At 46.0% G+C, this 24,516-nt stretch carries 28 protein-coding genes and 1 pseudogene; 24 read left to right on the top strand and 5 right to left on the bottom strand.

The window, feature by feature from the left end; translation table 11 throughout:
- Positions 1-6 precede the first annotated feature (6 nt).
- The 8 genes from N39L_RS02815 (at position 7) to N39L_RS02850 (ending at position 9,288) form a co-directional block, all read left to right on the top strand.
- Positions 7-1,242 (top strand): DUF4336 domain-containing protein, encoded by a 1,236-nt coding sequence (locus tag N39L_RS02815; protein ID WP_014274224.1) that lies wholly within the window; start codon positions 7-9, stop codon positions 1,240-1,242.
- A 242-nt stretch (positions 1,243-1,484) separates the two neighbouring features.
- On the top strand, positions 1,485-2,402 hold the full coding sequence (locus N39L_RS02820) for a hypothetical protein (protein ID WP_014274226.1): 918 nt from the start codon (positions 1,485-1,487) through the stop codon (positions 2,400-2,402).
- 30 nt (positions 2,403-2,432) lie between these two features.
- Entirely contained in the window at positions 2,433-4,874 is a 2,442-nt protein-coding gene (locus N39L_RS02825; RefSeq protein ID WP_231852074.1) for a CHAT domain-containing protein, read from the top strand.
- Positions 4,875-6,816: 1,942 nt separating this feature from the next.
- Positions 6,817-7,200, top strand: coding sequence for a hypothetical protein (locus tag N39L_RS02830; protein WP_014274228.1), 384 nt, complete (start codon positions 6,817-6,819; stop codon positions 7,198-7,200).
- Positions 7,201-7,231: 31 nt separating this feature from the next.
- The gene (locus N39L_RS02835; RefSeq protein ID WP_014274229.1) at positions 7,232-7,738 is read left to right on the top strand and encodes a hypothetical protein; all 507 of its coding nucleotides are present in this window, start codon (positions 7,232-7,234) and stop codon (positions 7,736-7,738) included.
- Positions 7,739-7,891: 153 nt separating this feature from the next.
- On the top strand, positions 7,892-8,647 hold the full coding sequence (locus N39L_RS02840) for a hypothetical protein (RefSeq protein ID WP_014274230.1): 756 nt from the start codon (positions 7,892-7,894) through the stop codon (positions 8,645-8,647).
- A 41-nt stretch (positions 8,648-8,688) separates the two neighbouring features.
- Entirely contained in the window at positions 8,689-8,913 is a 225-nt protein-coding gene (locus tag N39L_RS02845) for a hypothetical protein (RefSeq protein WP_014274231.1), read from the top strand.
- A 231-nt stretch (positions 8,914-9,144) separates the two neighbouring features.
- On the top strand, positions 9,145-9,288 hold the full coding sequence (locus N39L_RS02850) for a hypothetical protein (protein WP_157888664.1): 144 nt from the start codon (positions 9,145-9,147) through the stop codon (positions 9,286-9,288).
- A gap of 39 nt (positions 9,289-9,327) precedes the next feature.
- Here N39L_RS02850 and N39L_RS02855 read toward each other — a convergent pair whose 3' ends face one another.
- From N39L_RS02855 to N39L_RS02870, 4 genes are all read right to left on the bottom strand, one after another.
- Positions 9,328-9,714: a type II toxin-antitoxin system VapC family toxin gene (locus tag N39L_RS02855; RefSeq protein ID WP_014274233.1), complete on the bottom strand. Its 387-nt coding sequence runs from the start codon at positions 9,712-9,714 to the stop codon at positions 9,328-9,330.
- Entirely contained in the window at positions 9,714-9,935 is a 222-nt protein-coding gene (locus tag N39L_RS02860; protein WP_006616269.1) for a DUF2281 domain-containing protein, read from the bottom strand. The genes N39L_RS02855 and N39L_RS02860 overlap by 1 nt, the downstream gene beginning before the upstream one ends.
- Positions 9,936-10,124: 189 nt before the next feature.
- The gene (locus N39L_RS02865) at positions 10,125-12,326 is read right to left on the bottom strand and encodes an NACHT domain-containing protein (protein ID WP_014274234.1); all 2,202 of its coding nucleotides are present in this window, start codon (positions 12,324-12,326) and stop codon (positions 10,125-10,127) included.
- A 219-nt stretch (positions 12,327-12,545) separates the two neighbouring features.
- Entirely contained in the window at positions 12,546-12,818 is a 273-nt protein-coding gene (locus N39L_RS02870; RefSeq protein WP_231852510.1) for a hypothetical protein, read from the bottom strand.
- Here N39L_RS02870 and N39L_RS02875 point away from each other — a divergent pair.
- The 8 genes and pseudogenes from N39L_RS02875 to N39L_RS02910 all read left to right on the top strand — a co-directional run.
- Positions 12,702-13,094, top strand: a pseudogene (locus N39L_RS02875) (CHAT domain-containing protein); the annotation flags it as partial. The gene N39L_RS02870 and the pseudogene N39L_RS02875 overlap by 117 nt on opposite strands.
- Positions 13,095-13,102: 8 nt before the next feature.
- The gene (locus N39L_RS02880; RefSeq protein WP_050856758.1) at positions 13,103-13,495 is read left to right on the top strand and encodes a hypothetical protein; all 393 of its coding nucleotides are present in this window, start codon (positions 13,103-13,105) and stop codon (positions 13,493-13,495) included.
- Positions 13,459-13,782 (top strand): CHAT domain-containing protein, encoded by a 324-nt coding sequence (locus N39L_RS02885; RefSeq protein ID WP_231852240.1) that lies wholly within the window; start codon positions 13,459-13,461, stop codon positions 13,780-13,782. The genes N39L_RS02880 and N39L_RS02885 overlap by 37 nt, the downstream gene beginning before the upstream one ends.
- 83 nt (positions 13,783-13,865) lie before the next feature.
- A complete protein-coding gene (locus N39L_RS02890; protein WP_006616550.1) occupies positions 13,866-14,510 on the top strand; it encodes an Eco29kI family restriction endonuclease in 645 nt (214 codons plus the stop codon).
- Positions 14,503-15,651 carry a DNA cytosine methyltransferase gene (locus N39L_RS02895; RefSeq protein ID WP_006616551.1) on the top strand — a complete coding sequence of 383 codons (1,149 nt, stop codon included), beginning with the start codon at positions 14,503-14,505 and terminating at the stop codon, positions 15,649-15,651. The genes N39L_RS02890 and N39L_RS02895 overlap by 8 nt, the downstream gene beginning before the upstream one ends.
- Positions 15,652-15,757: 106 nt before the next feature.
- Positions 15,758-16,258 (top strand): DEAD/DEAH box helicase family protein, encoded by a 501-nt coding sequence (locus N39L_RS02900; RefSeq protein WP_014274240.1) that lies wholly within the window; start codon positions 15,758-15,760, stop codon positions 16,256-16,258.
- On the top strand, positions 16,259-17,305 hold the full coding sequence (locus N39L_RS02905) for an SNF2-related protein (protein ID WP_231852075.1): 1,047 nt from the start codon (positions 16,259-16,261) through the stop codon (positions 17,303-17,305). It begins immediately after the preceding gene.
- 60 nt (positions 17,306-17,365) lie between these two features.
- Complete coding sequence (locus N39L_RS02910; protein WP_231852076.1) at positions 17,366-18,640, top strand: helicase; 1,275 nt, start codon at positions 17,366-17,368, stop codon at positions 18,638-18,640.
- 230 nt (positions 18,641-18,870) lie between these two features.
- Here N39L_RS02910 and N39L_RS02915 read toward each other — a convergent pair whose 3' ends face one another.
- Positions 18,871-19,311, bottom strand: a complete 441-nt coding sequence (locus N39L_RS02915; RefSeq protein WP_231852077.1) for a transposase — start codon at positions 19,309-19,311, stop codon at positions 18,871-18,873.
- Positions 19,312-19,637: 326 nt separating this feature from the next.
- On the opposite strand from N39L_RS02915, the gene N39L_RS02920 reads away from it, so the two are divergent.
- From N39L_RS02920 to N39L_RS02955, 8 genes are read left to right on the top strand one after another with little or no spacing between them, the layout of a single operon-like run.
- Positions 19,638-19,895 carry a hypothetical protein gene (locus N39L_RS02920; protein WP_006616659.1) on the top strand — a complete coding sequence of 86 codons (258 nt, stop codon included), beginning with the start codon at positions 19,638-19,640 and terminating at the stop codon, positions 19,893-19,895.
- A gap of 18 nt (positions 19,896-19,913) precedes the next feature.
- Entirely contained in the window at positions 19,914-20,057 is a 144-nt protein-coding gene (locus tag N39L_RS02925; RefSeq protein ID WP_014274244.1) for a hypothetical protein, read from the top strand.
- A gap of 54 nt (positions 20,058-20,111) precedes the next feature.
- On the top strand, positions 20,112-20,594 hold the full coding sequence (locus tag N39L_RS02930) for a hypothetical protein (protein ID WP_014274245.1): 483 nt from the start codon (positions 20,112-20,114) through the stop codon (positions 20,592-20,594).
- Positions 20,595-20,615: 21 nt separating this feature from the next.
- A complete protein-coding gene (locus N39L_RS02935; protein ID WP_014274246.1) occupies positions 20,616-21,176 on the top strand; it encodes a hypothetical protein in 561 nt (186 codons plus the stop codon).
- Between the two features lie 2 nt (positions 21,177-21,178).
- A complete protein-coding gene (locus tag N39L_RS02940) occupies positions 21,179-21,868 on the top strand; it encodes an N-6 DNA methylase (protein ID WP_014274247.1) in 690 nt (229 codons plus the stop codon).
- A gap of 11 nt (positions 21,869-21,879) precedes the next feature.
- Complete coding sequence (locus tag N39L_RS02945) at positions 21,880-22,488, top strand: hypothetical protein (protein WP_014274248.1); 609 nt, start codon at positions 21,880-21,882, stop codon at positions 22,486-22,488.
- Positions 22,472-22,870, top strand: a complete 399-nt coding sequence (locus N39L_RS02950) for an Eco57I restriction-modification methylase domain-containing protein (RefSeq protein ID WP_231852078.1) — start codon at positions 22,472-22,474, stop codon at positions 22,868-22,870. The genes N39L_RS02945 and N39L_RS02950 overlap by 17 nt, the downstream gene beginning before the upstream one ends.
- A 30-nt stretch (positions 22,871-22,900) precedes the next feature.
- Positions 22,901-24,454, top strand: a complete 1,554-nt coding sequence (locus N39L_RS02955) for a hypothetical protein (protein WP_014274250.1) — start codon at positions 22,901-22,903, stop codon at positions 24,452-24,454.
- Positions 24,455-24,516 lie beyond the last annotated feature (62 nt).

Raw genomic sequence — 24,516 nt, forward strand, 5'->3', positions numbered from 1 at the left:
AGACCAGTGGAAAGTCAACCTGCTCACCCTAACCCCCTCAGTCACTCCTCAGACTGGCGTTGGCCATGGTGGCCCTTAGTCCCCCTTTACCCATTTAGTCAGCGTCGCACCATTCGCCGAGAAGTGGTTAGCGATCGCATTTGGACTTTTGAGCAGATCCAAGGTATTCTCTATGTGGTGGTTCCCATTCGCATGACCGTCATTCGGTTGGATATGGGGGGATTATTAGTTTATGCTCCTGTGGCTCCTACTCCTGAATGTGTTAGACTGGTGAATGAGTTAGTGGCTGAATATGGAGAGGTGCGCTATATTATCCTCCCCACCACCTCCGGTCTGGAGCATAAAGTTTTTGTCGGTCCCTTTGCGCGGAAATTTCCCAAAGCCCAGGTTTTTGTGGCTCCAGAGCAATGGAGTTATCCGTTAAAGTTACCCTTGAGTTGGTTAGGTTTACCGGCCAAACGTACCCATATTTTACCAGCAGATTGTTCGGAAACTCCCTTTTCTCGTGAGTTTAGTTATGCCATTTTAGGTCCGATTAATCTAGGGTTAGGAACCTTTGGGGAAGTCGCCTTTTTCCATTGGCGATCGCAAACCTTATTACTCACAGATACCATAATTTCCATTCCCGAACAACCCCCCGCCATAGTCCAACTCGATCCGTATCCTCTCCTATTCCACGCGCGAGATAATGCCTTTCAAACCGTGGCAGATCACCCGACCACCCGCCAAAAAGGATGGCAGCGAATTACCCTATTTTCCCTGTATTTCCAACCAGATACATTAGACCCACTGCCATTAAAACAAGCTCTCAGTGACGCTTTAAAAGCCAGCGATCGCTCTCGAAAAGCCTATTTTGGTTTATTTCCCTTCCAGTGGCGATCGGGCTGGGAAGAAGCCTTTAACACCCTGCGAGGAGACGGCAATATATTAGTGGCTCCCATTCTGCAAACCCTGATCTTGAATCGCTCCCCACAAGTAACCCTCGCCTGGGCGGATCGTGTTTGCGAGTGGAATTTTAACCGGATTATTCCCTGCCATTTTGACGCACCCATCACAGCCACTCCCCAAGAATTTCGGGAGGCTTTCAGCTTCCTAGAACCCCAGGAAGCGCCGCCACAAGGTTATTTAGGCAGTTCAAAGCACCCCCTCCCAGCGGGAGATTTTACCATCCTCCAAAATATAGATAAACGCCTAAACCAATGGGGAATTACTCCCCCCCCAGCATCAGCGAAAATGCCGTAAATTTATCGAATAGGTAACCCTAATAATCACGAACTATGATATAATAGTTTGTGAAATATCATCGGCATTTGCATCCCGAAAAATACCCATAACTCAAAGGCGATCGCCACATCTGACCTAAATATATTACTGTGGCGGAGAAGGGAGTTGATGCAAGAAAGCCGGTTTTTCAGAGTCAGGGAGACCGCAGCACACCAGACCAGAGTATAATGAACAATGAGAGACCTCGAAAACACCTATAAATGACCCGATTTATCTACGACCAATTCACCAAACAATATATCCAGGAACTGTTGATGCAATTAGGTCAAACTGAAACCAGTAAAACCATGGCTTCAGAACGGCGAGAAATTGACATATTTTTCACCCCCCACCCCGAAAACATCGGCGAGGCTAGTCACCTAGGCTTATTGGGAAGATTAGCCACCACCAGTGCGATTTTTGAACCCTTTAGCAATGCGGTTAAACCCAGAGAAATTCGCAGTTGTCTGGTGAAGCTCCTAGACCTGATAGCGGAATTGGAACGGCAAGCCACCCGGGAAAAAAGACGGCTCACTCCCGCACAATTACCCCAGTTGTGGATTCTGACCCCCACCGCCTCCCCCGCCATTCTAGCAGATTTTGGCGTTACGGTAGACCTGGAAAACTGGATGAGTGGGGTGTACTTTCTCCCCAAGGGACTAAAAAGCGCTATTATAGTCATCCACCAACTACCGCCGACACCAGAAACCCTATGGTTGCGGATTTTAGGGAAGGGGAAAGTCCAAAAACAAGCCTTACAAGAACTGTATCAACTACCGGCAGATAATCCCACCCGAGAAACCACGCTAGAATTACTGTATAACCTGCGCGCGATGCTAGAAGCGCGGCAAAATTTAGCCCCAGAAGAGAGGGAGTTAATTATGGAACTATCACCCCTGTATTTACAACGCTTACAAACTGTTAAGCAAGAAGGTATCCAGCAAGGAGTCCAACAAGGTATCCAACAAGGACAGCGATCGCTCCTTGAAAGTATGTTACAAGTTAAATTTGGTGCCGTGGATGCAGAATTAGCTGAGATTATCGAGGGGTTAATTCAAGTTCCCCCCTTGGAGCAAGCACAGTTGATTTGGCAGTTATCACGGGAGGAGCTTTTGGCTCGGTTTTCCGGTGACTTGTGAACCTGGTGGGGGTGTTCAAAGAGTCACGGGGTGGGGTACAATCAAGGTGCGGTGGCGCGAGGCTTCACTGAACCGACACCACCGAACCAAGACTCACCGGAGGCGGAACCATGTCGAGTTGGCGTGAGAGATGGCAAAATCTATGGCGGTTTCTCAACACCCCTTTATTCACTTCCCCGACTCCGGGAACCTCTAACCCAACCGTTGAGGCGATATCCCATGAATGAATATTTAGACATTTGGTTAGAAATCCTGGAAGCCAAAAAAAGGGGATTAAGCGGGAAAGCCGTCTATACCATTTTCCAAAAATACCAAGACCAACTCGACCTCGATTTTGCCGAAACCCTCCGCCAATGGTTTCACTCCCAACTCGACCCCAAGAAAATTAGGAAAAATAAGGACCTAGCCCGAAACCTTCATAATTTTGCCATTAATATTAGTGATTTCCCATTAGGCAGTCGAGCCAATAATCTGGAAATTGCCATTCTTGCCTACCAATCCGCCTTAGAAGTCCGCACCCGCAGCGCCTTTCCCGAAGATTGGGCAACGACTCAAAATAACTTGGGGAATGCCTACTCTGACCGCATCCGGGGAGAGCGAGCCGACAATATGGAGGAGGCGATTCGCCGCTACGAAGCCGCCTTAGAAGTCCGCACCCCCTCCTCCTTCCCCCTAGACTGCCTCCAAACCGGACGCAACCTCGGCAACCTCGGCTATGACCTCCAAAACTGGGAAATCGCCATCGAAGGCTACGACAACGCCATCCGCGCCGTAGAACAGAGCCGGGACTGGGCGACCTCCCCCGACACCAAACGTCAAATCCTGGAAGATGCCCTGCCCATCTATGGCAAAATGATACAGGCTTGCCTGCACCTGGAACGCTACGACCAAGCCCTGCTCACCGTCGATCGCAGTAAGTCCCGCACCCTCATGGAAATGCTCACCAGCGCCGACCTGGTTCCCAAAAACGCCACCCCCCAACAACAGGACCAATACCGCCAACTCAACCGGGAAATCGCCGCCCTCCAACAATCCTTCGCCCCCACCGAGACCCCCGAAGCCGGGGAAACCGAGACCCCCGAAGCCGGGGAACGCCGAGGACACCGGGACATCGCCACCGCCACCGACGCACCGGGAACCCCTCAACTGAAACACCTGCTGCAACAACGGGACCGCCTCCTGGCGCAAATCAACGACCCCGCCTTCAACCTTCTCCAGAACGTCCGCCCCCAACTCCCCGACTTTCGCCAACTCCTGACCCCGGAAACGGCTCTCATCGAATGGTATCTCCCCCAAGACCCGAACTTGGGAGCCTGGGCGTTCACCGTCACCCTAGACCAAGACCGCCCCCATATAGACGTTTACTGCTACAGCGCCGACCAACGCCAGCGCCTCGACCAATTCAACCAAACCTACTTCGCGGACTACCGCCAAGCCAGTTGGTATCAAGCTCTAGGCGATCGCCTAGATGACCTCACCGAATATCTTCACCTATCGGATATCATCGCACCCCTGCCGCCCACTTGTCAACGGCTGATTCTGATTCCCCATCTCTACCTGCACCTGTTCCCCCTCCACGCCTTATCCGTTGACCTCAACGCCCCCGCCACCCCGTTACTAGAGCGCTTTAGCCAAGGGGTCAGCTACGCCCCCAGTTGCCAAATTCTCGACTACATCCACCACCGCCCCCAACCCGCCACCCCACCCCAATTCTTCGCGGTGCAGAACCCCACCCAAGACCTGAACTATGCCCAAATGGAGGTCGAGTTCATCCGCCCCTACTTCGACCCCAACACCTATATCCTCAGCCGGGAAGCCGCGACGAAATCCGCCCTCAATCGCCCAGAAACCCTGGAGAAACTGCGCGAGAGTCATATAATTCATTTTTCCTGTCACGGGGGCTTTGACAGCGAAAAACCCCTCAATTCCGCCGTGATTTTGGCAGGGTATGCACCCCTCGAATCTGCCCCCACGGAGGAAAAACGCCAGACCCTCACCCTCCGGGATGGTCGCCGCTTCGACACCGCACAGCAAGGCTTAACCCTGGGGGAAATTTATCGCAATCTGGAAATTCCCGCCTGTCGTCTGGTGATGCTTTCGGCTTGTGAAACGGGACTAATGGGGAGTTTATTGACCGATGAATATATTGGGTTAGCCAGTGGATTTTTGTATGCGGGAACTCCGGCGGTGGTGAGTAGTTTATGGTGTGTGGATGATTTTGCGACGGCTTGTTTGGCGATTCGTTTCTATTATGAATTCCGCCAAGATGAGCGGGTGGTGATGGCATTACATAAGGCGCAAAATTGGCTCAGAGGGGTTTCGGCGGCGGGGTTTTTAGAGTGGTGTGGTCAGGGTTTGCAGATGACGGAGGAGGAGTGTGAGATGATTGATTTGAAGTTAATGGATTATGATGAGGGTTGTCCGTTTGGTCAGCGCCGTTATTGGTCGGCTTTTGTGGCGATCGGTTTGTAGTGGATAATGCCCTCTCCCCAGCCCTCTCCCAGAGGGAGAGGGAGCAAGACAGTAGACAGTAGGTTGGGTGAAGCGCAGCGTAACCCAACACCCAACAATAAGGAATCATGCTCGGCCCTCTCCCCAGCCCTCTCCCACAGGGAGAGGGAGCAAGACAGTAGACAGTAGGTTGGGTGAAGCGCAGCGTAACCCAACACCCAACAATAAGGAATCATGCTCGGCCCTCTCCCCAGCCCTCTCCCACAGGGAGAGGGAGCAAGACAGTAGACAGTAGGTTGGGTGAAGCGCAGCGTAACCCAACACCCAACAATAAGGAATCATGCTCGGCCCTCTCCCCAGCCCTCTCCCACAGGGAGAGGGAGCAAGACAGTAGACAGTAGGTTGGGTGAAGCGCAGCGTAACCCAACACCCAACAATAAGGAATCATGCTCGGCCCTCTCCCCAGCCCTCTCCCACAGGGAGAGGGAGCAAGACAGTAGACAGTAGGTTGGGTGAAGCGCAGCGTAACCCAACACCCAACAATAAGGAATCATGCTCGGCCCTCTCCCCAGCCCTCTCCCACAGGGAGAGGGAGCAAGACAGTAGACAGTAGGTTGGGTGAAGCGCAGCGTAACCCAACACCCAACAATAAGGAATCATGCTCGGCCCTCTCCCCAGCCCTCTCCCACAGGGAGAGGGAGCAAGACAGTAGACAGTAGGTTGGGTGAAGCGCAGCGTAACCCAACACCCAACAATAAGGAATCATGCTCGGCCCTCTCCCCAGCCCTCTCCCACAGGGAGAGGGAGCAAGACAGTAGACAGTAGGTTGGGTGAAGCGCAGCGTAACCCAACACCCAACAATAAGGAATCATGCTCGGCCCTCTCCCCAGCCCTCTCCCACAGGGAGAGGGAGCAAGACAGTAGACAGTAGGTTGGGTGAAGCGCAGCGTAACCCAACACCCAACAATAAGGAATCATGCTCGGCCCTCTCCCCAGCCCTCTCCCACAGGGAGAGGGAGCAAGACAGTAGACAGTAGGTTGGGTGAAGCGCAGCGTAACCCAACACCCAACAATAAGGAATCATGCTCGGCCCTCTCCCCAGCCCTCTCCCACAGGGAGAGGGAGCAAGACAGTAGACAGTAGGTTGGGTGAAGCGCAGCGTAACCCAACACCCAACAATAAGGAATCATGCTCGGCCCTCTCCCCAGCCCTCTCCCACAGGGAGAGGGAGCAAGACAGTAGACAGTAGCTTGGGTGAAGCGCAGCGTAACCCAACACCCAACAATAAGGAATCATGCTCGGCCCTCTCCCCAGCCCTCTCCCACAGGGAGAGGGAGTAAGACAGTAGCTTGGGTGAAGCGCAGCGTAACCCAACACCCAACAATAAGGAATCATGCTCGGCCCTCTCCCCAGCCCTCTCCCACAGGGAGAGGGAGTAAGACAGTAGCTTGGGTGAAGCGCAGCGTAACCCAACACCCAACAATAAGGAATCATGCTCGGCCCTCTCCCCAGCCCTCTCCCACAGGGAGAGGGAGTAAGACAGTAGACAGTAGGTTGGGTGAAGCGCAGCGTAACCCAACACCCAACAATAAGGAATCATGCTCGGCCCTCTCCCCAGCCCTCTCCCACAGGGAGAGGGAGTAAGACAGTAGCTTGGGTGAAGCGCAGCGTAACCCAACACCCAACAATAAGGAATCATGCTCGGCCCTCTCCCCAGCCCTCTCCCACAGGGAGAGGGAGTAAGACAGTAGCTTGGGTGAAGCGCAGCGTAACCCAACACCCAACAATAAGGAATCATGCTCGGCCCTCTCCCCAGCCCTCTCCCACAGGGAGAGGGAGTAAGACAGTAGCTTGGGTGAAGCGCAGCGTAACCCAACACTAAACACCCAACAGCCAACAGTGAAAAACCGGGTTTCCTTGTTAAAATTGGTTAATACCGCCCAAATGCTGCTACAGACTCGGTATGTTCACATTCGGAGATAATACCGTGAGCGATCGCATTTCCAACTCAGATTTATTACAAACTATCGAAGACTTCCTCACCTATCTCGAACCATCTCAAACCAACCCCCAAAATCACCCCAAACTGTCGGAACATCTACAAGTATTAGAAGACCAATTAACCGCCGCCGAAGATAAAACCTTGAAACTGGCGAAAATCATTAAATCATGGTGTAACGAGTATCAGATTACCTTCAACCCAGAAGAGTTGATAATAGTTCGCGACCACATGAAACAACAAGGGCAGACAATCCCCAAACCAGCAGAAGGAGAACGACCGGAAACGGTCTATAATAAGGCGTTACTGGTGGCTAGAGTGCAACAGGCAAAACAAGCACACTCCTAATCTGTTTACCTAATCTTTAGCAACCATAAATATGAGCGATAAAATATCCCCAATTTACGCCCCTAGTTTGTATTGGTTCGCCTATGAATATCATCGCGGCTTAGTGACCTCAAATGATGATACCCCCGCCCAAACCTTAGACCACATTAACCCCCAATGGGTACGGAAAAAATATAGCAGTATTCTTAACAAGTTCGAGGTAGACTTAGAGTTAGATATTCGCTCAGATGAACCTTCCCAAAATTTCGATTTGCTGGTCGGTGCTGATGATGAAATAACTACATTTAACTTCACCACTAAACAGCATTTAGAAGGGTTTATTTATCCTCAATGTCTCCATGATAGTTATGCCCTAAATCTGAATATTTACCAACCCGAAACCCCCGGACAAGATGAATATAAGCTGGCGGATTTAGCTCAATTCAACCCGGGGAATTGCTTTAAACCGTCACCGGATTCGGCTTCTAATTTAGGGCAAACTCTGTTATTAAGTGCCTATTTAAACACCAATAAACCGGATAATATTCGCGACTTATAACCTCTGGCTAGACAAGGCTGGATTAAGTTTTTTCACCTGGAAAATGGGGAGAAATTACCGCCTCTCTATCGCGCTGATAATCTGCTGGGTGGATATCTGTATGAGTACGGGAGTCCGAGGGCGGATTTAGAGGAAAATCCCTACGGTCATTTATTGACTTGGTTTCTATTTGAAGAACAGCCAACTTTAATCCTGCAAAAGTGTTATTGGGAATTGCCGGAGTTACTACTATATTATCACAAAATCTGTAAAAGTTTTCAAGATAGTCGGATTTATTACGATCGCGCCGATCGCCTAGTCACAAACCATGAAACAGAATTCAATCCGGTGAGTCAAACCTATCTCAATCGGCAAAACAAAGACCTACTCTCGGCCAGGGAACTGCAAACTTTGAAAATCACTTTAAAAACCCTGCTAGAGACTTCCCTCAACTATTCTCAACAACTGCGAAATATGGAATATGCGCGCCATACGATCGCCATCAATCGCCCAAACTATCAAACCAGTTTAGAACGCATGGAACAACTGGCAGAAACTCCCATGGAAGGTTGGCGGTTATTTTACGAAAAGGAAGCCATCACCTTTCAAGAACAAATCCGCGCTGATTTAAACTACTTTTATCCCGGTTCCAACCTCCTCAATCAAGCAATTGCCACAATTCGCGGTTTAGTGGAAATTGACCAAGCGGAACGCGATCGCCACATTCAAGAAAAGCAGCAGAAACTCCAGGATCACATTCAGGCGGTGGGGGTAGGAATTGCTGGGGGTGCGATCGTTGCCTCCAGTAGCGGATTGTTATTTGAACCCCAACGGATGACGTTTCCGTGGGAAGCAGAATTTGGCAGATATCCCCATCCGTTTTTGAGTGCGTTCGCGCAGCGTGTCCGGAGGACGTATCGCCATCAGTAGTCTAGTGGCTTATTTAGCCTTCAAAGCTGCCAAATATTGGATTGAAAAAGGGCGATCGCGCTAAGGGCGATCGTAGGGGTATCTCTCCCGGATTCAAGAAATCCTCGGCTGTCGAGGTGGGGAGGGTCAGGAATTACGGATTTCCTCGGAGTGAGTTATGGGAAGATTTCTATGATGTGTTAGTGGCTCATACTCGTCAGGATGAGGAAGAGGTGCCTTGGGAGGAGTTAAAACAAGACATTCAGGCAGAAGCAAAGGGCAAATGAAGGGTATGCTGTCCGGTTTAAGAAGTCGGCGGCTAAGGAATCGCTCGATATCAATCTCTAGTTACCCATTGGGGAGGCGATCGCCTGAGTTTCGCCCCCCGTCCGCCCGGAGTGGTAACGTTGAAGGGGGACGATAATCTCTAGGGAATTGGTAAGTCATTTCCAGTGAAGCGATCGCTAGAGGTCTTCAGCAACCCGGTTTCTCGGTGGCGGGGGTGGGGTAAAATCCCGATGGTATCCCCTATCCGGTGCGTGGCGATGGATGAACCCAGAGTGCAGGCTTATCTCTCCCTGATTCAAGAATTCTTCGGCTATCCTAATGAAGAAAATACCTACTCATCGAACTCCCTAAAGATTATAAGTTTAATTTTTTAATGAAACAGCCCTACTTTGGTGGGAGTGGTATTCGATAAACTACCAAAGTATTTCTACTTCATACTGCTCAAACATACCATCTTCTGATAGTAAAGTTAAAGTTTCAGATTTAGCTTGGGAAATTAATAATCGGTCAAACGGATCTCGATGATGGAAAGGTAACGTTTGTAATATCAATAAGTGCGGCAGATGAATGGGTAGAATTTCAATACCGCTGGGAAGAATAAAATTGATAACAATTTGTTCGAGTGGGATTGCCAGTTCGAGTTTACCGAGGCTAGTTTTAATGGTTATTTCCCAGAGGCTAACAATACTTAGATGCAACGTGTTACTTTCATCTTCGATGGCTTGCCTTGCGGTTTGGCTAAGTTTTGGGTTGCCGTCTATCAGCCAAATAAAGATGTGTGTATCTAATAATAAGCGCATCACATATACTCAGCAAAATCATTGAGGGGTGCGTTGAAGTCTTCGGCAATCTTTATTTTTCCCTGCATACAACCAAATAAATTTTTACGGCTGATTTTTTTGTCTACAAATAGGTTCGGCTGTTGTTGCCACTGGGTAATTAAGTAGGAAACGAGTTGCAACTGCTCTTGGCGATCGAGTTGGGTGACTTCTGCTAAGACTTTTTCTAGGAGGGGACTCATCATTGACCTCAACTTTGGGATTTCTTTGATTGTACTACTTTGAGAGGGTAAAGGGGAAAAAGTCTGGGAGAAGAAACTTGGTTTCTACTAGCATCTGGTGTTTATTCACAAAGATTTAACAAAGAAACCGGGTTTCTCACTTGCGGGGATGGGGTAAAATCCCGATGGTATCCCCTACCCGGTGTGTGGCTATGGATGAACAGCGAGTCCAGGCTGAGTTTTTGATGCAAAATGTTCCAACAACATTCTATGAATAAAAATATAGCCCCCACCAATCTTTTGTAAAAATATTCGTTCCGTGGCATGATCCAGAAACTTGGCATAATTCCAAGGAGCTTTACCACTTAGGGTTAAGATAACTCTCAGTGCAAAGTGTTGAATACAGGCAAACATTGCTGGCGAAAATATCCACATAAAGCTCGTAATAACTGCACTCCATAATACAGGAAAACTTGTCAAAATTGTAAATACGCCAAATCCAGTAATCAATATAAATAGCAAGATAATTCCATTTCTTAGTGATGTGTAAGTTCCTTGGTTAGGATTTATAGTTGAGTCTATAACATATTCTTCTGAATCGCTTAGTAATATAAGCCAGAAGACGAGTGCCAAAATCCAGAATACAAATGACCAGTTTAATAAAATTTCTGCTATGAGAGGTGAGGATAAGGTTATATATAAATTTTGAAAAATATATTCAGCAATTATTAGAAACAAAACTAATATTGTTGCGGCAGTACCTATAATTAATGCCATAAAACCTAATGTCCCTAAAAAAGTGCTTATTTTTAAAGATTGCATAGGATTGATTTTTGTTAAACTAGCTAATATAACTCCATATATAAAAAAACATAAAATAAATAATATTTTTGATAAAATTGATATATTCACCAAATACACCAAACTTAATCCCCATAACATAGGAATGCTAAAAAGAGTCGCGCCATACCAAAATCTTTCTTGTTCTGACAACCAACTAGGCTGCATCCGCTCAATTAAAAATATAGTTTGAGATTTACTCGACATATTTTGGCTTAACCAAGTTAGCCAGCGAAGCGTTTGCTGATCGGAATATTGCTGATTCTGCTGACGACGATTTAACATTTTATGGATATACTTATTGAATAAATGATCTCGTCTTTTTTCTAAAGGCATTTTGGGTAATTCATTGGCAGAAATCCCCTCATAGGTAATGGCAACAATGGAAAGTATTAGTGGAGTTTTCGTCAATTCTTGTAACACCGCATCATTGACCCATACTTCTTTTATTCCTTGTAGTTGCTCGCCTACCTGGTCAAAATAATCCTTGATTTGTTCTAGGGTTAAATCTTCAATGAAGATAGCCCCTTGAAATTCTAAACGGCTAGAAAGAGATTCATAGTCTTTGATACGGCTACAAACAATCATCTCGGTTGTTCCGTAACTATTTTTGAAGTCATTGATAGCAATGACACAATCATTTCTACGTTCCTCAGCTACCTCATCTAAACCGTCTAATAACAATAAAAAATCTTGATTTTCCAGCCAATTTTTGCCGATTTTTTGTGGTATCTGATATCGAGTTTCTAGTTCTTCCAACAGCCACTCGGCAAGACTTTGCTTTTTCGCTGCCGCCCAAGAAGACAGGTTAAAAACTACAGGAATGGGCAGTTCAGTATTTTGCTCCGCACGCTGAATTAACTCCTCTGCTATTTGTAGCAAAGTAGTTGTTTTCCCCGAACCTGGATCTCCTAAAATGAGCATAGTGCAACCTTTCCCCATTTTGTCAAATTGGTTGATTGCCTTAGTACCTTTTGGCAAACTTCTGCGAGGCTGTTCCGGTGTTTGCCAATCTAATCGCACGGCATCAAATCGCTCTTCTAACCCTAACTCAATTGGCGCTCGGTCAGATAGAGAACCTTTTAAAACTCCTTGAATCCAATAGTTTTTAACTTTGTTTAGTAGTGCTTGACGGTTCTTATAGGCTTGGGGAGTTAGATTTGATGAACTAGAGGGTGTAATTATGGGTTTTTGCCGTATTTGTAAAAAAGCTATGAGAGTTGGCAATAATGTTCCCATAACAAACAAAAATAAAGATGCATAACCTGCATATTGAACTAGCTCATTGGGCAAATGATCTCCCTTGAGTAATAGGAAGAGGACAATACTTCCAATCACTGGGGGTAGTCCAATCAACCAAGCACGGTTTGTTGTTTCAGAAGTTGTTTTAGAATTACTGGACTGAGTGCTACAGAAGCCAATTCCTACCATAGAGAATACTGTTAGCCCAAAAAATAGTTGTTCTGGAATTGGTAGATCGGATTTTCCTGGTAGTTGATTAATGCCCCAACACATGACACCATTCAATGCTGTTGTCATTAAACTAGGTAGGGAAGCACTCAATTTTCTCATTGCGTTTACAGCAGAATACTCATTTAGGCTTTGATGCTATATTATTCCCCGATAACTTGCAACAAAATTAGCTAACAGTATACTTCTGTAACATTTTAGGGCTGTAGCCACGTCAATATCAGCGACCTGCGCCGTCAAATCGCCAGCTACCAACAACAACTCGCCTACACCCCCAGGGACACCCTCACCCCCACCACCGAAAAACACCCCAACCAACCCTCACCGGAAACCCTCATCCGCCAACAACTCCAAGCCGCTAACCAGCAATTCCAAGACCTGCTCACGGAACTCGACGACCCCAACTTTACCCTCACCCAACAAGTCCCCGCCCAACTCCCGGACTTGCGCCGCCTCCTCCCGCCCCAAACCGCCCTCATGGAGTGGTATCTCCCCAGGGAAGCGGAATCCGGGTTTTACGCCTTCCTCGTCACCCGCCGAGACGAGCAAATCCAGATTACCCCCCACCACTTCAGCGCCGAAGACCGCGAACACCTGGACCAAGCCCTCCAGGACTACCGCAGCGACTACGGACAACGCTCCTGGAATCAGCAACTCCCCCAACACCTGGAAACCCTCAGCGCCGCCTTGCAACTCCCCCGCCTTCTGGGTGAATTATCCCAGATTCAACAGCTTATCCTGATTCCCCACCGGGAACTGCGCCTCATCCCCCTCCACGCGCTCCCTGTCCCCTCTTCTCCCCTCTCTGGCTCTGGGAGAGGGGCTGGGGGTGAGGGCAAACCCCTACAAGACGGGTTCCCGGTGCAATATGCCCCCAGTTGTCAAATTCTCAACAACCTCCAGCAGCGTCCCCCCTCAACGGGGAAACCATCCCCTTTTTCGCCATTCAAAACCCGACGGAAGACCTGGACTATGCGGAGTGGGGGGTGGAACTCTTACTGCGCCAATTCAGCCCCCATCAAGTCTTGCGTCGCGACCAAGCTATCCTGGAGAATTTAAGCCAACCCCAGACCCAAACCTTCCTGGAACAGAGTCACGCCGTCCACTTTGGCTGTCACGGTGAATTTGACGATCGCAACCCCCTCAACGCCTATCTGAGACTGACCAATCTTTCAACGGTCTTAATATTCCCCTCTGTCGCCTGCTGGTGCTGTCGGCTTGCAAAACTGGCTTGGTGGAAACCTCCCACACGGATGATTATGTGGGATTAGCCAGTGCGTTTTTCTACGCCGGAGCGCGAACGGTGGTGGCCAGTCTCTGGAATGTGGATGAACTGGCGGCGACTCTGGTGACCCTGCGCCTCTATCAAATTTTACCGGATTATTCCTCGGTGACAGTGGCTTTGCAAGCGGCTCAAACTTGGTTGCGGGGGGTATCTTGTGATGAGATTCTCGACTGGCTAAAACATGAGCAGAAGGCGACCCCGGAGGAAGTGGAAGAAGTGGAAGACCGTTTGAGTTTATTTGATGACCCTCCCTTTGCAGAGGCTTGTTATTAGTCTGCGTTTAAGGCGATGCAGCATAATCTGATATAATAAACGGTTATTACTGCCCTTATAGCAACTGATCTAAAGTTACCTTAATGAATAGTTGTGACCGCTCCAAGCATCTGTATATTTATCCTGATTTTGATGAAATAATCAAAGATACAATTCGCTTTTTTAATGGAACACCTGTACATCCCATATCTATCCAATACCGTTTTCCAGGAACCGGAGTATATGCCATATATTGCATCAGAAAAACCGAGATTTATTCAAGATTTTATTTAATTAATAGGACGGCATTTCGCGCACCTATCTATGTAGGAAAAGAGGTTCCTAAAGGCTGGCGAAAAGCCATGCAGTCCTTCTCTGTTAATTCTCAAGGCTATGAGCTAAACAATCGAATTAGAGAACATAGCCGCAGCATCAATCTTGGAGAAGGCTTAGAGCCGTCTGATTTTTTCTGTCGTTTCATGATTCTTGAAGGTAAAGAGAGTGATTTCATCGGTACTGTAGAAGCGGCACTAATTAGAATATATCAACAAATTTGGAACACTTTAATCGATGGATTTGGTAATCACGATCCGGGTAAAGGTAGATATAAACAAGCAAAATCTGACTGGGATGTTTGTCATCCAGGACGTTCTTGGGCTGACAAGTGTCAAGGAATTCATGCTGACAAAAAACAACTGCTTCAAAGTATTGAAATTTTCATGTCTGGATTGAGTGTAGAAGATGTCTAAATTGTCGGGTTTAGAGTTGTTTGCTGGTGCGGGTGGATTAGCCAAAGGTTTAGAAATGGCTGGCATTGAGCATAAAGCCTTAGTTGAGATAGATCATAATGCTTGCCTAACATTAGCTGGTAACTATAAACCAGAATTGATTTATTATGTTGATATTCGCTCATTAAATTTCGCTGAATTTGGTCATATTGACCTCATTTCAGGGGGCCCGCCATGTCAACCCTTTTCTATGGGGGGAAAGCATAAGGGACATTTAGATCGGCGAGATATGTTTCCCTATGTGTGTAAAGCGATTAGGGTTTGTACACCCAAGGCATTTATATTTGAAAATGTTAAGGGAATTTTACGCCAATCATTTAGGCGTTATTTTGATTACATTATACTCAGATTGACCTATCCTGAAGTGGTGATTAGAGATTCTGAATCCTGGCAAGAACATCTAATCAGGCTGGAAAATACTAGAGATTTTGGTAGATATCACGGAGTTAAATATAATGTTGATTTTCGTTTATTAGATGCTGAGAATTATGGCATACCTCAACGTCGGGAGCGAGTTTTTATTGTAGGGGTCCGAGAAGATTGGCAACGAGAGTGGTCTTTTCCTCAAGAATCTCATTCTTTGGAGTCGTTGCTGTGGTCACAATATGTGAGTTTTGACTACTGGAATAATCATGGAGTTAAAGCATCAGCATTTGAAGACTTGAACCAAAGAACTAAGCAGAAAATTGCTCAACTCAGACAACAACCTACCCTGTTCCCTCCTCCCCTAAAACCTTGGAAAACAGTTCGGGATCAAATTGGGGAGTTGCCAAAACCTGATGCTGAAGGTAGTTTTGATGTAGAGCATATTTTAAGGGAAGGGGCTAGATCGTATCCGGGACATACTGGAAGTTATATTGATATGCCATCTAAAACTCTCAAAGCCGGAGACCACGGCGTTCCTGGGGGAGAAAATATGATTCGATATGAAGATGGCGCGATACGCTATTATACCATCTTTGAAGCTAAACGAATTCAAACCTTTGCTGATAGCTACAGGATTTGTGGATCATGGACAGAATCAATGAGACAAATTGGTAATGCCGTACCTGTAGAACTAGGTTATTACCTAGCTAAGTCTTTAGTGAAGACGATCGCTTGAACATCTCACTCCCTAGAGTCTCGGTGGGAAACAATAAACTCGGTTTCTGGGAGGGTTTGATGCTAAACTAATTTGAGGCAAATATGGTGTAATAATAAGCTAAAATATGTTAACAGATATTGCTCCAGGGGCACGAATTCTTTGCCGGGATGCTGAATGGTTGGTTAAATCTGTGGCCCTGTCTTCTGATGGCGATCGCATTATTGAAGCAGTGGGAGTGTCGGAATTTCTCCGGGGTCGTCGTATTCGCTTCCTGGAAGAGTTGGAAAAAAAAGACAGGAAACGGGGTTTACAAGTGTTGAAACCCGAAGAGACTAATTTGGTTATTGATGAAACTTCTGGTTATGTCCGTAGTTTATTATTTGTTGAGGCTAATTTAAAGCAAACTATCCCGGAAGATGGGCGGATTTATTGGGGACATAAAGCCGCTATGGATGCCCTGAATTATCAGCTTATTCCGGCGACTAAAGCCCTACAAATGCCTCGCCAACGCTTGTTAATTGCTGATGCGGTGGGGTTTGGTAAAACTCTGGAATGTGGTATCCTGGTAACTGAGTTAATTGGGAGGAGGAAAGGTCGCCGGATTTTAGTGGTTACTACTAAGTAAATGATGGGGCAGTTTCAAAAGGAGTTTTGGCTGCGGTTTACTATTCCTTTGGTGCGTTTGGACTCTGGGGAAATTCAACGGGTGCGATCGCGACTTCCGGGAAATCATAACCCTTTTCACTATGATGACCGGACAATTATTTCTATTGATACCCTCAAACAAGACCGGGAATATCGCAGTTATTTAGAACAGGCTCACTGGGATATTATTATAATTGATGAAGCCCATAATGTCGCCCGCAGAGGTAAGGGTCAGTCGGCTTCGCAGCGGGCGAAATTGGCTGAACGTTTAGCTACTCGTTCGGATACTTTGATTTTGCTTTCCGCCACTCCCCATGACGGGAAACCGGAGAGTTTTGCTAGTTTGATGAATATGCTAGATCCGACGGCGATCGCTAATGAAAGTAACTACACTAAAGATGATATCCATGACCTCTATTTGCGGCGGTTTAAAAAAGATGTTTTGCGGGATTTAAACCAAAGTCTCCCTGAACGGAATGTGGAACCTGTAGAAGCGATCGCCTCCCCCCCAGAAGAGGCAGTTTTTCGGCAACTCCACGATTTGCAATTGGTCAGTATTGACCGAGGCAAAAGTGCCGGACAGCTATTTAAAACTACTCTCCTCAAGGCATTCTTATCTAGTCCGGCGGCGGGTATGGAAACCGTGAAAAATCGCCTGAAAACTTTACACAAAAAGCTGGATATATCCACGAAATTAGACCAGGAAGAATTGACTGATTTGGCGGCAGGTTTGGCGGCAATAGATAACGGGATTTTTTCTAAGTATCAGCGACTTCTCCAACTGATTAAAACTGAGTTTAATTGGACTAAAAAAGACCCGAAAGACCGCTTGGTAATTTTTACCGGACGTTGGGAAAATTTGCGGTTTCTGGAGGCGGAACTACCCCAAGACTTGCGCTTAAAACCAGAGGCGATCGCTCGTTTAGATGGGGGTATGGCAGATATTGACCAAGTGGAAATTGTCGATAAATTTGGCTATGAAAATTCCCCGGTGAGGATTTTAATTGCTACGGAAGTGGCATCATAAGGGTTAAAGCTGCACTATCTTAGCCATAAATTGATTCACTTTGATATCCCTTGGTCGTTGATGACTTTACAGCAGCGAAACGGACGGAGCGACCTCTACGGAAAAACTCGAAAACCGGAAATTCGCTATCTGCTGACTCGCTCCCAGGTTGAACGTATGGATGAGGTGGAGCGTATTATTAAAGTCCTTTTAACTAAGGATGAACAGGCGATTAAAAATATTGGCGATCCTTCCGTATTTATGGGGGTATTTGACCAGGAAAAAGAAGAAAATTTGACCGCTGCTGCTATTGAAAGCGGAGTGTCGGCGGTGGATTTTGCAGAGGAGTTAGACCGCAACGCCAAGGGAGGGGGAGATGTCGATATTTTTAGCTGGTTTGAGTCGGAGTCTTGGGATACTGATGAGGGGGTTTCCATGGACTCTAGCCAGGGTGAACCTCTGGTGGAAACGGGGAGTTTGTTAAGTCTATTTCCGTCAATTTTTCAGTTTACCGCTACGGCTTTAAGGTTCATTAATTCCCAGACCAGTCCGGTTCATAATCTCCAAATTAACGAAGATGAAGGGTTTATTGAATTGCAACTTACTCAAGAGTTAAAAAGCCGTTACGATCGCCTTCCTAAAGAAATACAACCCCAGGATAATCGGTTATTATATCTTAGCGATCGCCCCGAAGATATGATGCGGGCCATGGAACAAGCGCGAACCGAAGACGCGGACTGGTCGGCTGTTAAATACCTTTGGGAATTGCATCCTTTGGTAGAATGGATTAGCGATCGCTGTTTATTTTATTTTGGCAGAAATCAAGCACCTGTGATACAATTATCTCAGGGATTAGAATCCGATGAGGTGATTTTTATCTGCTTTGGTAGTTTCCCCAACCGCCGAGGAACTTCCGTCCTAAATCGCTGGGTTTCGGTTATCTTTAAACAAGGGAAATTTCAGCGGGTTGAACCCTTTGCGGAAACTCAGGAACGCACGGAATTAGGACGGCATGAGTTGCCGAATTCCGGGACGGTTAATATTGATGATTTACTCCATTTACGGAGTCCGGCTATTCAGCAAGCGCGGCAATATCTTCAGCCGGAAAGGAAACGGTTTCAAGACCAGTTAAATCCTCAGTTAGAGGCACAACGGGAACGCCTGGAAAGGCTGCAAGGCTATCATGTGGAACAGTTAGAGTTGCGGTGGGAAAGTGATAATATTTCGGCTAATCTGAAGCAGGATAAACAGCAGAAAGAACGCCATAAAATTGACAAGATATTCGAAGATTATCGCGATTGGGTAGAGTTGTCAATGACTACGGAAAGCGAACCTTATCTCAAGTTGATTTTGTGATTCAGCAAGCATAGAAACCCGGTTTCTTTGTCGAGAAGTCTAGAAACCCGGTTGATTTGAGAAACCGGGTTTCTTATCCCCCCCCACCAGAAACCGGGTTTCTTATTTCCGGGTTTCTTATCCCCCCCACCAGAAACCGGTTGATTTGAGAAACCGGGTTTCTTATCCCCCCCCACCAGAAACCGGGTTTCTTATTTCCGGGTTTCTTATTTCCGGGTTTCTTTTAGCTTCTATTCATCAAGTAGTAAGTGCTGAATTGATGAGGTTTGGATATGACTTTCGACAAAAGACCGATAATCATTCACCGAATTAAAAAGCGATCGCACCCCATCAATTTTCGGCAAAGTTCCCCCACGCAATTGGAGATATTCGGGATAGCTAGAAAACTCCCAATCTTCGGGTTTTTTAACCAAATTAGCCTTAACTGGGTTGAAATGAATATATCGTGTTAAATGGAATAAATATTCATCATTATCAACAGCGATCGCTTGAAATCTACCTTGAAATAAACCGCCAACCCTGTCATACTGCTTGTTAATTGCTTTCACATAAGACAAGCTAAATTTTTGCATCACCTCAGAAAAACAATTCTGTTTAAAATATACCAATAAATGATAATGATTAGGCATCAAACAATAAGCAATAATATCAGCCACATTAGATTCAACCAAATATTTTCTAATCAGGCGCAAAAAATGAATATAGTTATCTTGGGTAAAAAAATAATTGGATGATTATTACCTCGATTATAAATATAGTAGTAATGACCCGTTTCAAAAACAATTTGGCGACGTGGCATTTCCAATCAACTCCCACAACTTCAACTTTTATAACTCCGTTAAATTTTAGCGCAAGAGAGGTCTAGAAACCCGGTTTCTTTTTCGAGAAGTCTAGAAACCCGGTTTCTTTGAGAAACCGGGTTTCTTGTTGGTCGTGAGTAGTGTAAAATGAAAATTTACAGGGTTTCTTTGACTATGAGCCGGGGTTATCGAATATTATGTTAATCGGAATTGCTAACGAAAATGAATTTTATGCCGCCTATTATTTGGATGCAATTTTAACCGAAGACCTAAAGACGATCACCTCGGAGGTGGGGGCAAATCAAGGGCCGCCGTCCCAGGCTTTGGGGAGGCTGCGGGGAGATTATTTTCGCCTTAAAACTCGCACCCAAACTATTAATATAGATAAAACTGAAATTCTCGGTCAGCAACGGCAGTTTTTTCGGCAGGTTTTGGAGGTTTTGGGGTATCAGTGAGAACCGGGGTTAAAGTGGTTGGATAATGATACCTTGCTCCCTATTTTGGCGGAAGTTAGACAGAGTTCTGGAATGCCAAATTTGTGGGCTTTGGAAGGGTTTAATCCTACCGGAGAACCTCTCGATATTCTCTCCCTGGAATTTGACCCTATTCAAAGTTAAGATTTCCCGGAATTTCGGGTCGATCGCTTTCAACAAACCTGGCTAAATTCTACCATGGAAGATATCGTAACTGATGTGGTTTTTGGTCAAAATGAACCCCCCCGCTGGGTGCTATTAATTAGTGTAGACCAGATAGCTTTAATTGACCGTTATAAATGGAATGCTTCCCGGTTGTTAAGGTTTGATTTAGAGCAGATTTTAGCCGATCGCGATCGCCATTCTTTGTTCGCTACCGCTACCCTGTTACACCGCGATCGCATTTGTCCAGCGGAAGGAATGGCGTTGTTAGATACCCTTGATGAAAATAGTCACCGCCATACTTATAGCGTTTCCGAAGACTTGAAATTTGCCTTACGGGAGGCGATCGAACTTTTGGTAAACGAGGTTATTTATTATCGGCGTAAAGTGGGGGAAAGGGTGTATTCCACCCAGGAACAAACCCAAAAGGGAGAACAGGAAATTGACCCCAACCTGTTAAAAATCCAGTGTTTGCGGTGGGTTTATCGACTGCTATTTATCTTTTATATTGAAGCGTGACCCGAGTTAGGTTATGCCCCCATGGGTTCTGATATTTATCGGGAGGGATATAGTTTAGAAACCCTGCGAGACTTGGAACAGGTGGAGTTACTTTCTTCCGAGGACTCCGAAGGCTATTATATAGATACCTCTATTCGTCGTTTATTTAAATTATTGTGGTTTGGATATCCTGAAGAAGACCATAAACAAGCGGAACTTTTGCCGAGGAAAACAGCCATTTATAATACCTTCCGTTTACCCGCCTTAAAAAGTCATCTGTTTGACCCCGAATATACCTCCATGTTAAACGGAGTCAGGTTTCGCAATTCCGTCCTACAGAAAGTCTTGGAATTGATGTCTTTGTCGCGGTCAGGACAAGGACGACGGGGACGCATTAGCTACGCGCAATTGGGGGTTAACCAGTTAGGGGAAGTTTACGAGGGTTTATTGAGTTTATCCGCTTTTTTCGCGGAGGAAAACCTCTACGAAGTTCAACCCGCCGCCAAAAAACCTCTACCAAGACAGACACCGAAGACGACGACGAAGACCAACCCACAGTTAAACCCAAAGCCGCGAAAGGTTCCCAACCACACAGTGAATTAGAGGTGGCTTATTTTGTTCCCGCTGACCGTTTGGAGGAGTTAAAAACCGAGGAGTTGGTGACAGACCCCCAGACGGGAAAAACTCCCCGCAAACATGAGAAAGGGAAATTTTTGTTTCGGTTAGCGGGAAGAGACCGCCAAAAAAGTGCCAGTTATTACACTCCCCAAACCTTAACCAAATGTTTAGTAAAATATGCTCTCCAAGAACTTTTAGCCGACAAGACCGCTGACGATATTTTAAAGTTAACCGTCTGCGAACCAGCTATGGGAAGTGCGGCTTTTTTTAATGAAGCTATAACTCAATTAGCGGACGCTTATTTACAGCGAAAAGAGGAGGAACTTAATCAACGGATACCCCATGAAAACATCACCTTAGAGAAGCAGAAAGTCAAAATGCTGCTGGCTGACCGCAATGTATTTGGCATTGATAAAAACCCCATAGCCATGGAATTAGCCGAGGCTTCCCTGTGGTTAAATTGTATCTATGGGGAAAAAGACAGCCGCCAAATATTCGTCCCCTGGTTTGACTTGCAATTGCATTGTGGGAACTCCCTGGTGGGTGCGAGACGACAAATATACCCCCGCCAAAAGGTGAGTCAAGGTAAAAAAACCTCTCCTGGTGGGAAATGCCGCCGTCACCGATACCCCTGGGAGAAACCTTCCCGGAAGACGGTATTTTTCACTTTTTGTTAGGGGACCCAGGTATGGCTAATTATACGGATAAAGTGATTAAAAAACTCACCCCCGCCGCCATAAAACAGATTAACCAATGGCAGAAAGAATTTATCAAAACTCCCCTAAATGCCGACCAAGCCGACTATGGGATATACCTATCAACTCGCATTGATGAACTGTGGCATACTTACGCCAAGGAATTAGCCACAATGCGCCAACGGACTACCGACAGATTAACGGTGTGGGGACAACCGGAACAGGAGAAACGGGAAGTTCCCCTAGCACAAAAAGATAAAATCTACGAACAGGAAAAACTCTCGCGGGGGGTGAGTAATTCATCGGATTATCGGCGGCTAAAGTTGGTGATGGACTATTGGTGCAGTTTATGGTTTTGGCCGCTAGAGGAGGCGGAAAACTTACCGAGTCGGAAGGAGTTTTTCAGCGACATAGGGATGATTTTAGGGGTGACGGAAATGGTATCCTCCCAACAGTTATCTTTATTCTATCTTTATTCCCGGAAACTCAAACACCCCAGCAAGCGGAGGATTTTATTAAGAAATTTGGTTTTGTGGACTTGGAGAAGTTCAAGGGTTTTTCCCTCGGTTGCAGTTGGTGGAAACTTTGGCGGAAACTTATAAGTTTTTCCATTGGGAGTTGGAATTTGCGGATATTTTCCTAGAGAGAGGCGGGTTTGATTTAATGATTGGTAACCCTCCCTGGGTGAAGATACAATGGCAAGAAGGGGATATATTGGGGGAATATGACCCGTTGACGGTGATTAGAAAGTTATCGGCGAGTGAGTTGGCGAAACGGCGGGAAGATTTATTTAGTAAATACCCAAAGTTACAAGCGGCATATCTTCAGGAATATGAAGAGTCACACGGAACCCAGAATTTCCTCAACGCGGTGCAAAATTATCCGTTATTGAAAGGGTCGCAAACCAACTTATTTAAGTGTTTCCTTCCCCAAGCCTGGAATTTTGGCAAGTCTGGCGAGGTGTCGGGTTTCTTACACCCATAAGGGGTTTATGATGACCCCAAAGGGGGAACTTTGCGCCGGGAATTATATCGGCGGTTAAAAGCACATTTTCAGTTACAGAATGAGATGAAAGTTTCTTTGTTTAAAGATGTTCATAATGAAACAAAATATAGTATCAATATATATAAGAAACCCCGTAGTCAGGATGATACAATTATTCGCTTTGTTCATATTGCCAATATTTTCAGCGTTGCCACTATTGCCGAATGTTTTGACTCTCCGGGCATGGGTTTAATTCCAGGGATTAAAAATGATAAGGGCAAATGGGAAACCAAAGGTCATCCGAGCCGAATTATTAGCGTTAATTCCGAGACCTTACAGCTATTTGCGAGATTATATGATGCGGAAGGAACCCCCGCCGAGGAAGCGCGACTCCCGGCTTTACATTCGCAAAACTTAGTCAGTGTATTAGAAAAGTTTGCCACCCAAGAAAAGCTACTGGGTAATTTACAAGGTGAATATTATGCCCTAGAAATGTGGCATGAAACTAATGCTCAAAAAGAGAAGAAAATTCGCCGAGATACTCAGTTTGCGAAGTCTCCCCAAGACCTGATTTTATCAGGACCCCATTTCTTTGTCGGAACACCATTAAATAAAACTCCGAGAAAAGTTTGCACAGCTAATAATCATTATGATATTATTGATTTAACGGCAATTCCCGACGACTATCTACCGCGCACTAACTACGTCCCCGACTGTTCCCCTGCTGAATACCGTCGTCGCACTCCCTGCGTTCCCTGGGATGACCAAAAACCCGTCACTGAGTTTTATCGGGTAGTTAATAGAGAAATGATTGGTTCATCAGCAGAAAGAACCTTTATTCCTGGTATGATGCCTCAAGGTATTGCTCATGTTAATACCTGTATAGGAACAAGTTTTCAAGAGACAATCAAAGCCGTTGACTTTCTGGCTATGGGAATGAGTCTCCCCATTGATTTCTTTGTGAAAACAACTGGAATGGGTCATGCAAATCAAAATATTTTAAAACTTCTGCCTTTAATTCCAGAAAACTTTACACTTAAACCCGCTTTACGAGTTCGCACTCTAGCGTTAAATTGCCTAACAGTGTATTATGGTGAATTATGGGAAGAATGCTGGGAGGAAGGATACCGTGAAGAGAGATGGACAAAAGGGGAAGACCGGCGACTGAATCAAAACTTTTTCGGTAATTTAACCCCAGAATGGCGAAATAACGCCTTGCGGAGTGACTACGAACGTCGTCAAGCGTTAGTAGAAATAGACGTATTAGCAGCCATGTCGTTAGGGTTAACCCTAGAGGAACTCATCACCATATACAGGGTACAATTCCCGGTGATGCAGCAATATGAAAAGGAAACCTATTATGATATGAATGGTAGAATAGTGTTCACGACCAGCAAAGGGTTAACGGGGGTAGGTTTACCGCGCCAAGGGAACGCGAAAAAGCAAATCATCGGTTGGGAAGACATCAAAGACCTCGAAAGTGGTATCATAGAAGTAACGGTTACCGACGACACGCTCCCCCAGAGTCCAACGACTCGGAAAATCGCCTACGAAGCGCCTTTTATATTATGCGATCGCATTTAGGACTACCGCACAGTGTGGGAAACAATTAACAATTAATAATTGATTTAGAGGAGATTCGATTA

Source organism: Limnospira platensis NIES-39, assembly GCF_026000695.1.
GTDB classification, from domain to species: Bacteria; Cyanobacteriota; Cyanobacteriia; order Cyanobacteriales; family Microcoleaceae; genus Limnospira; species Limnospira platensis.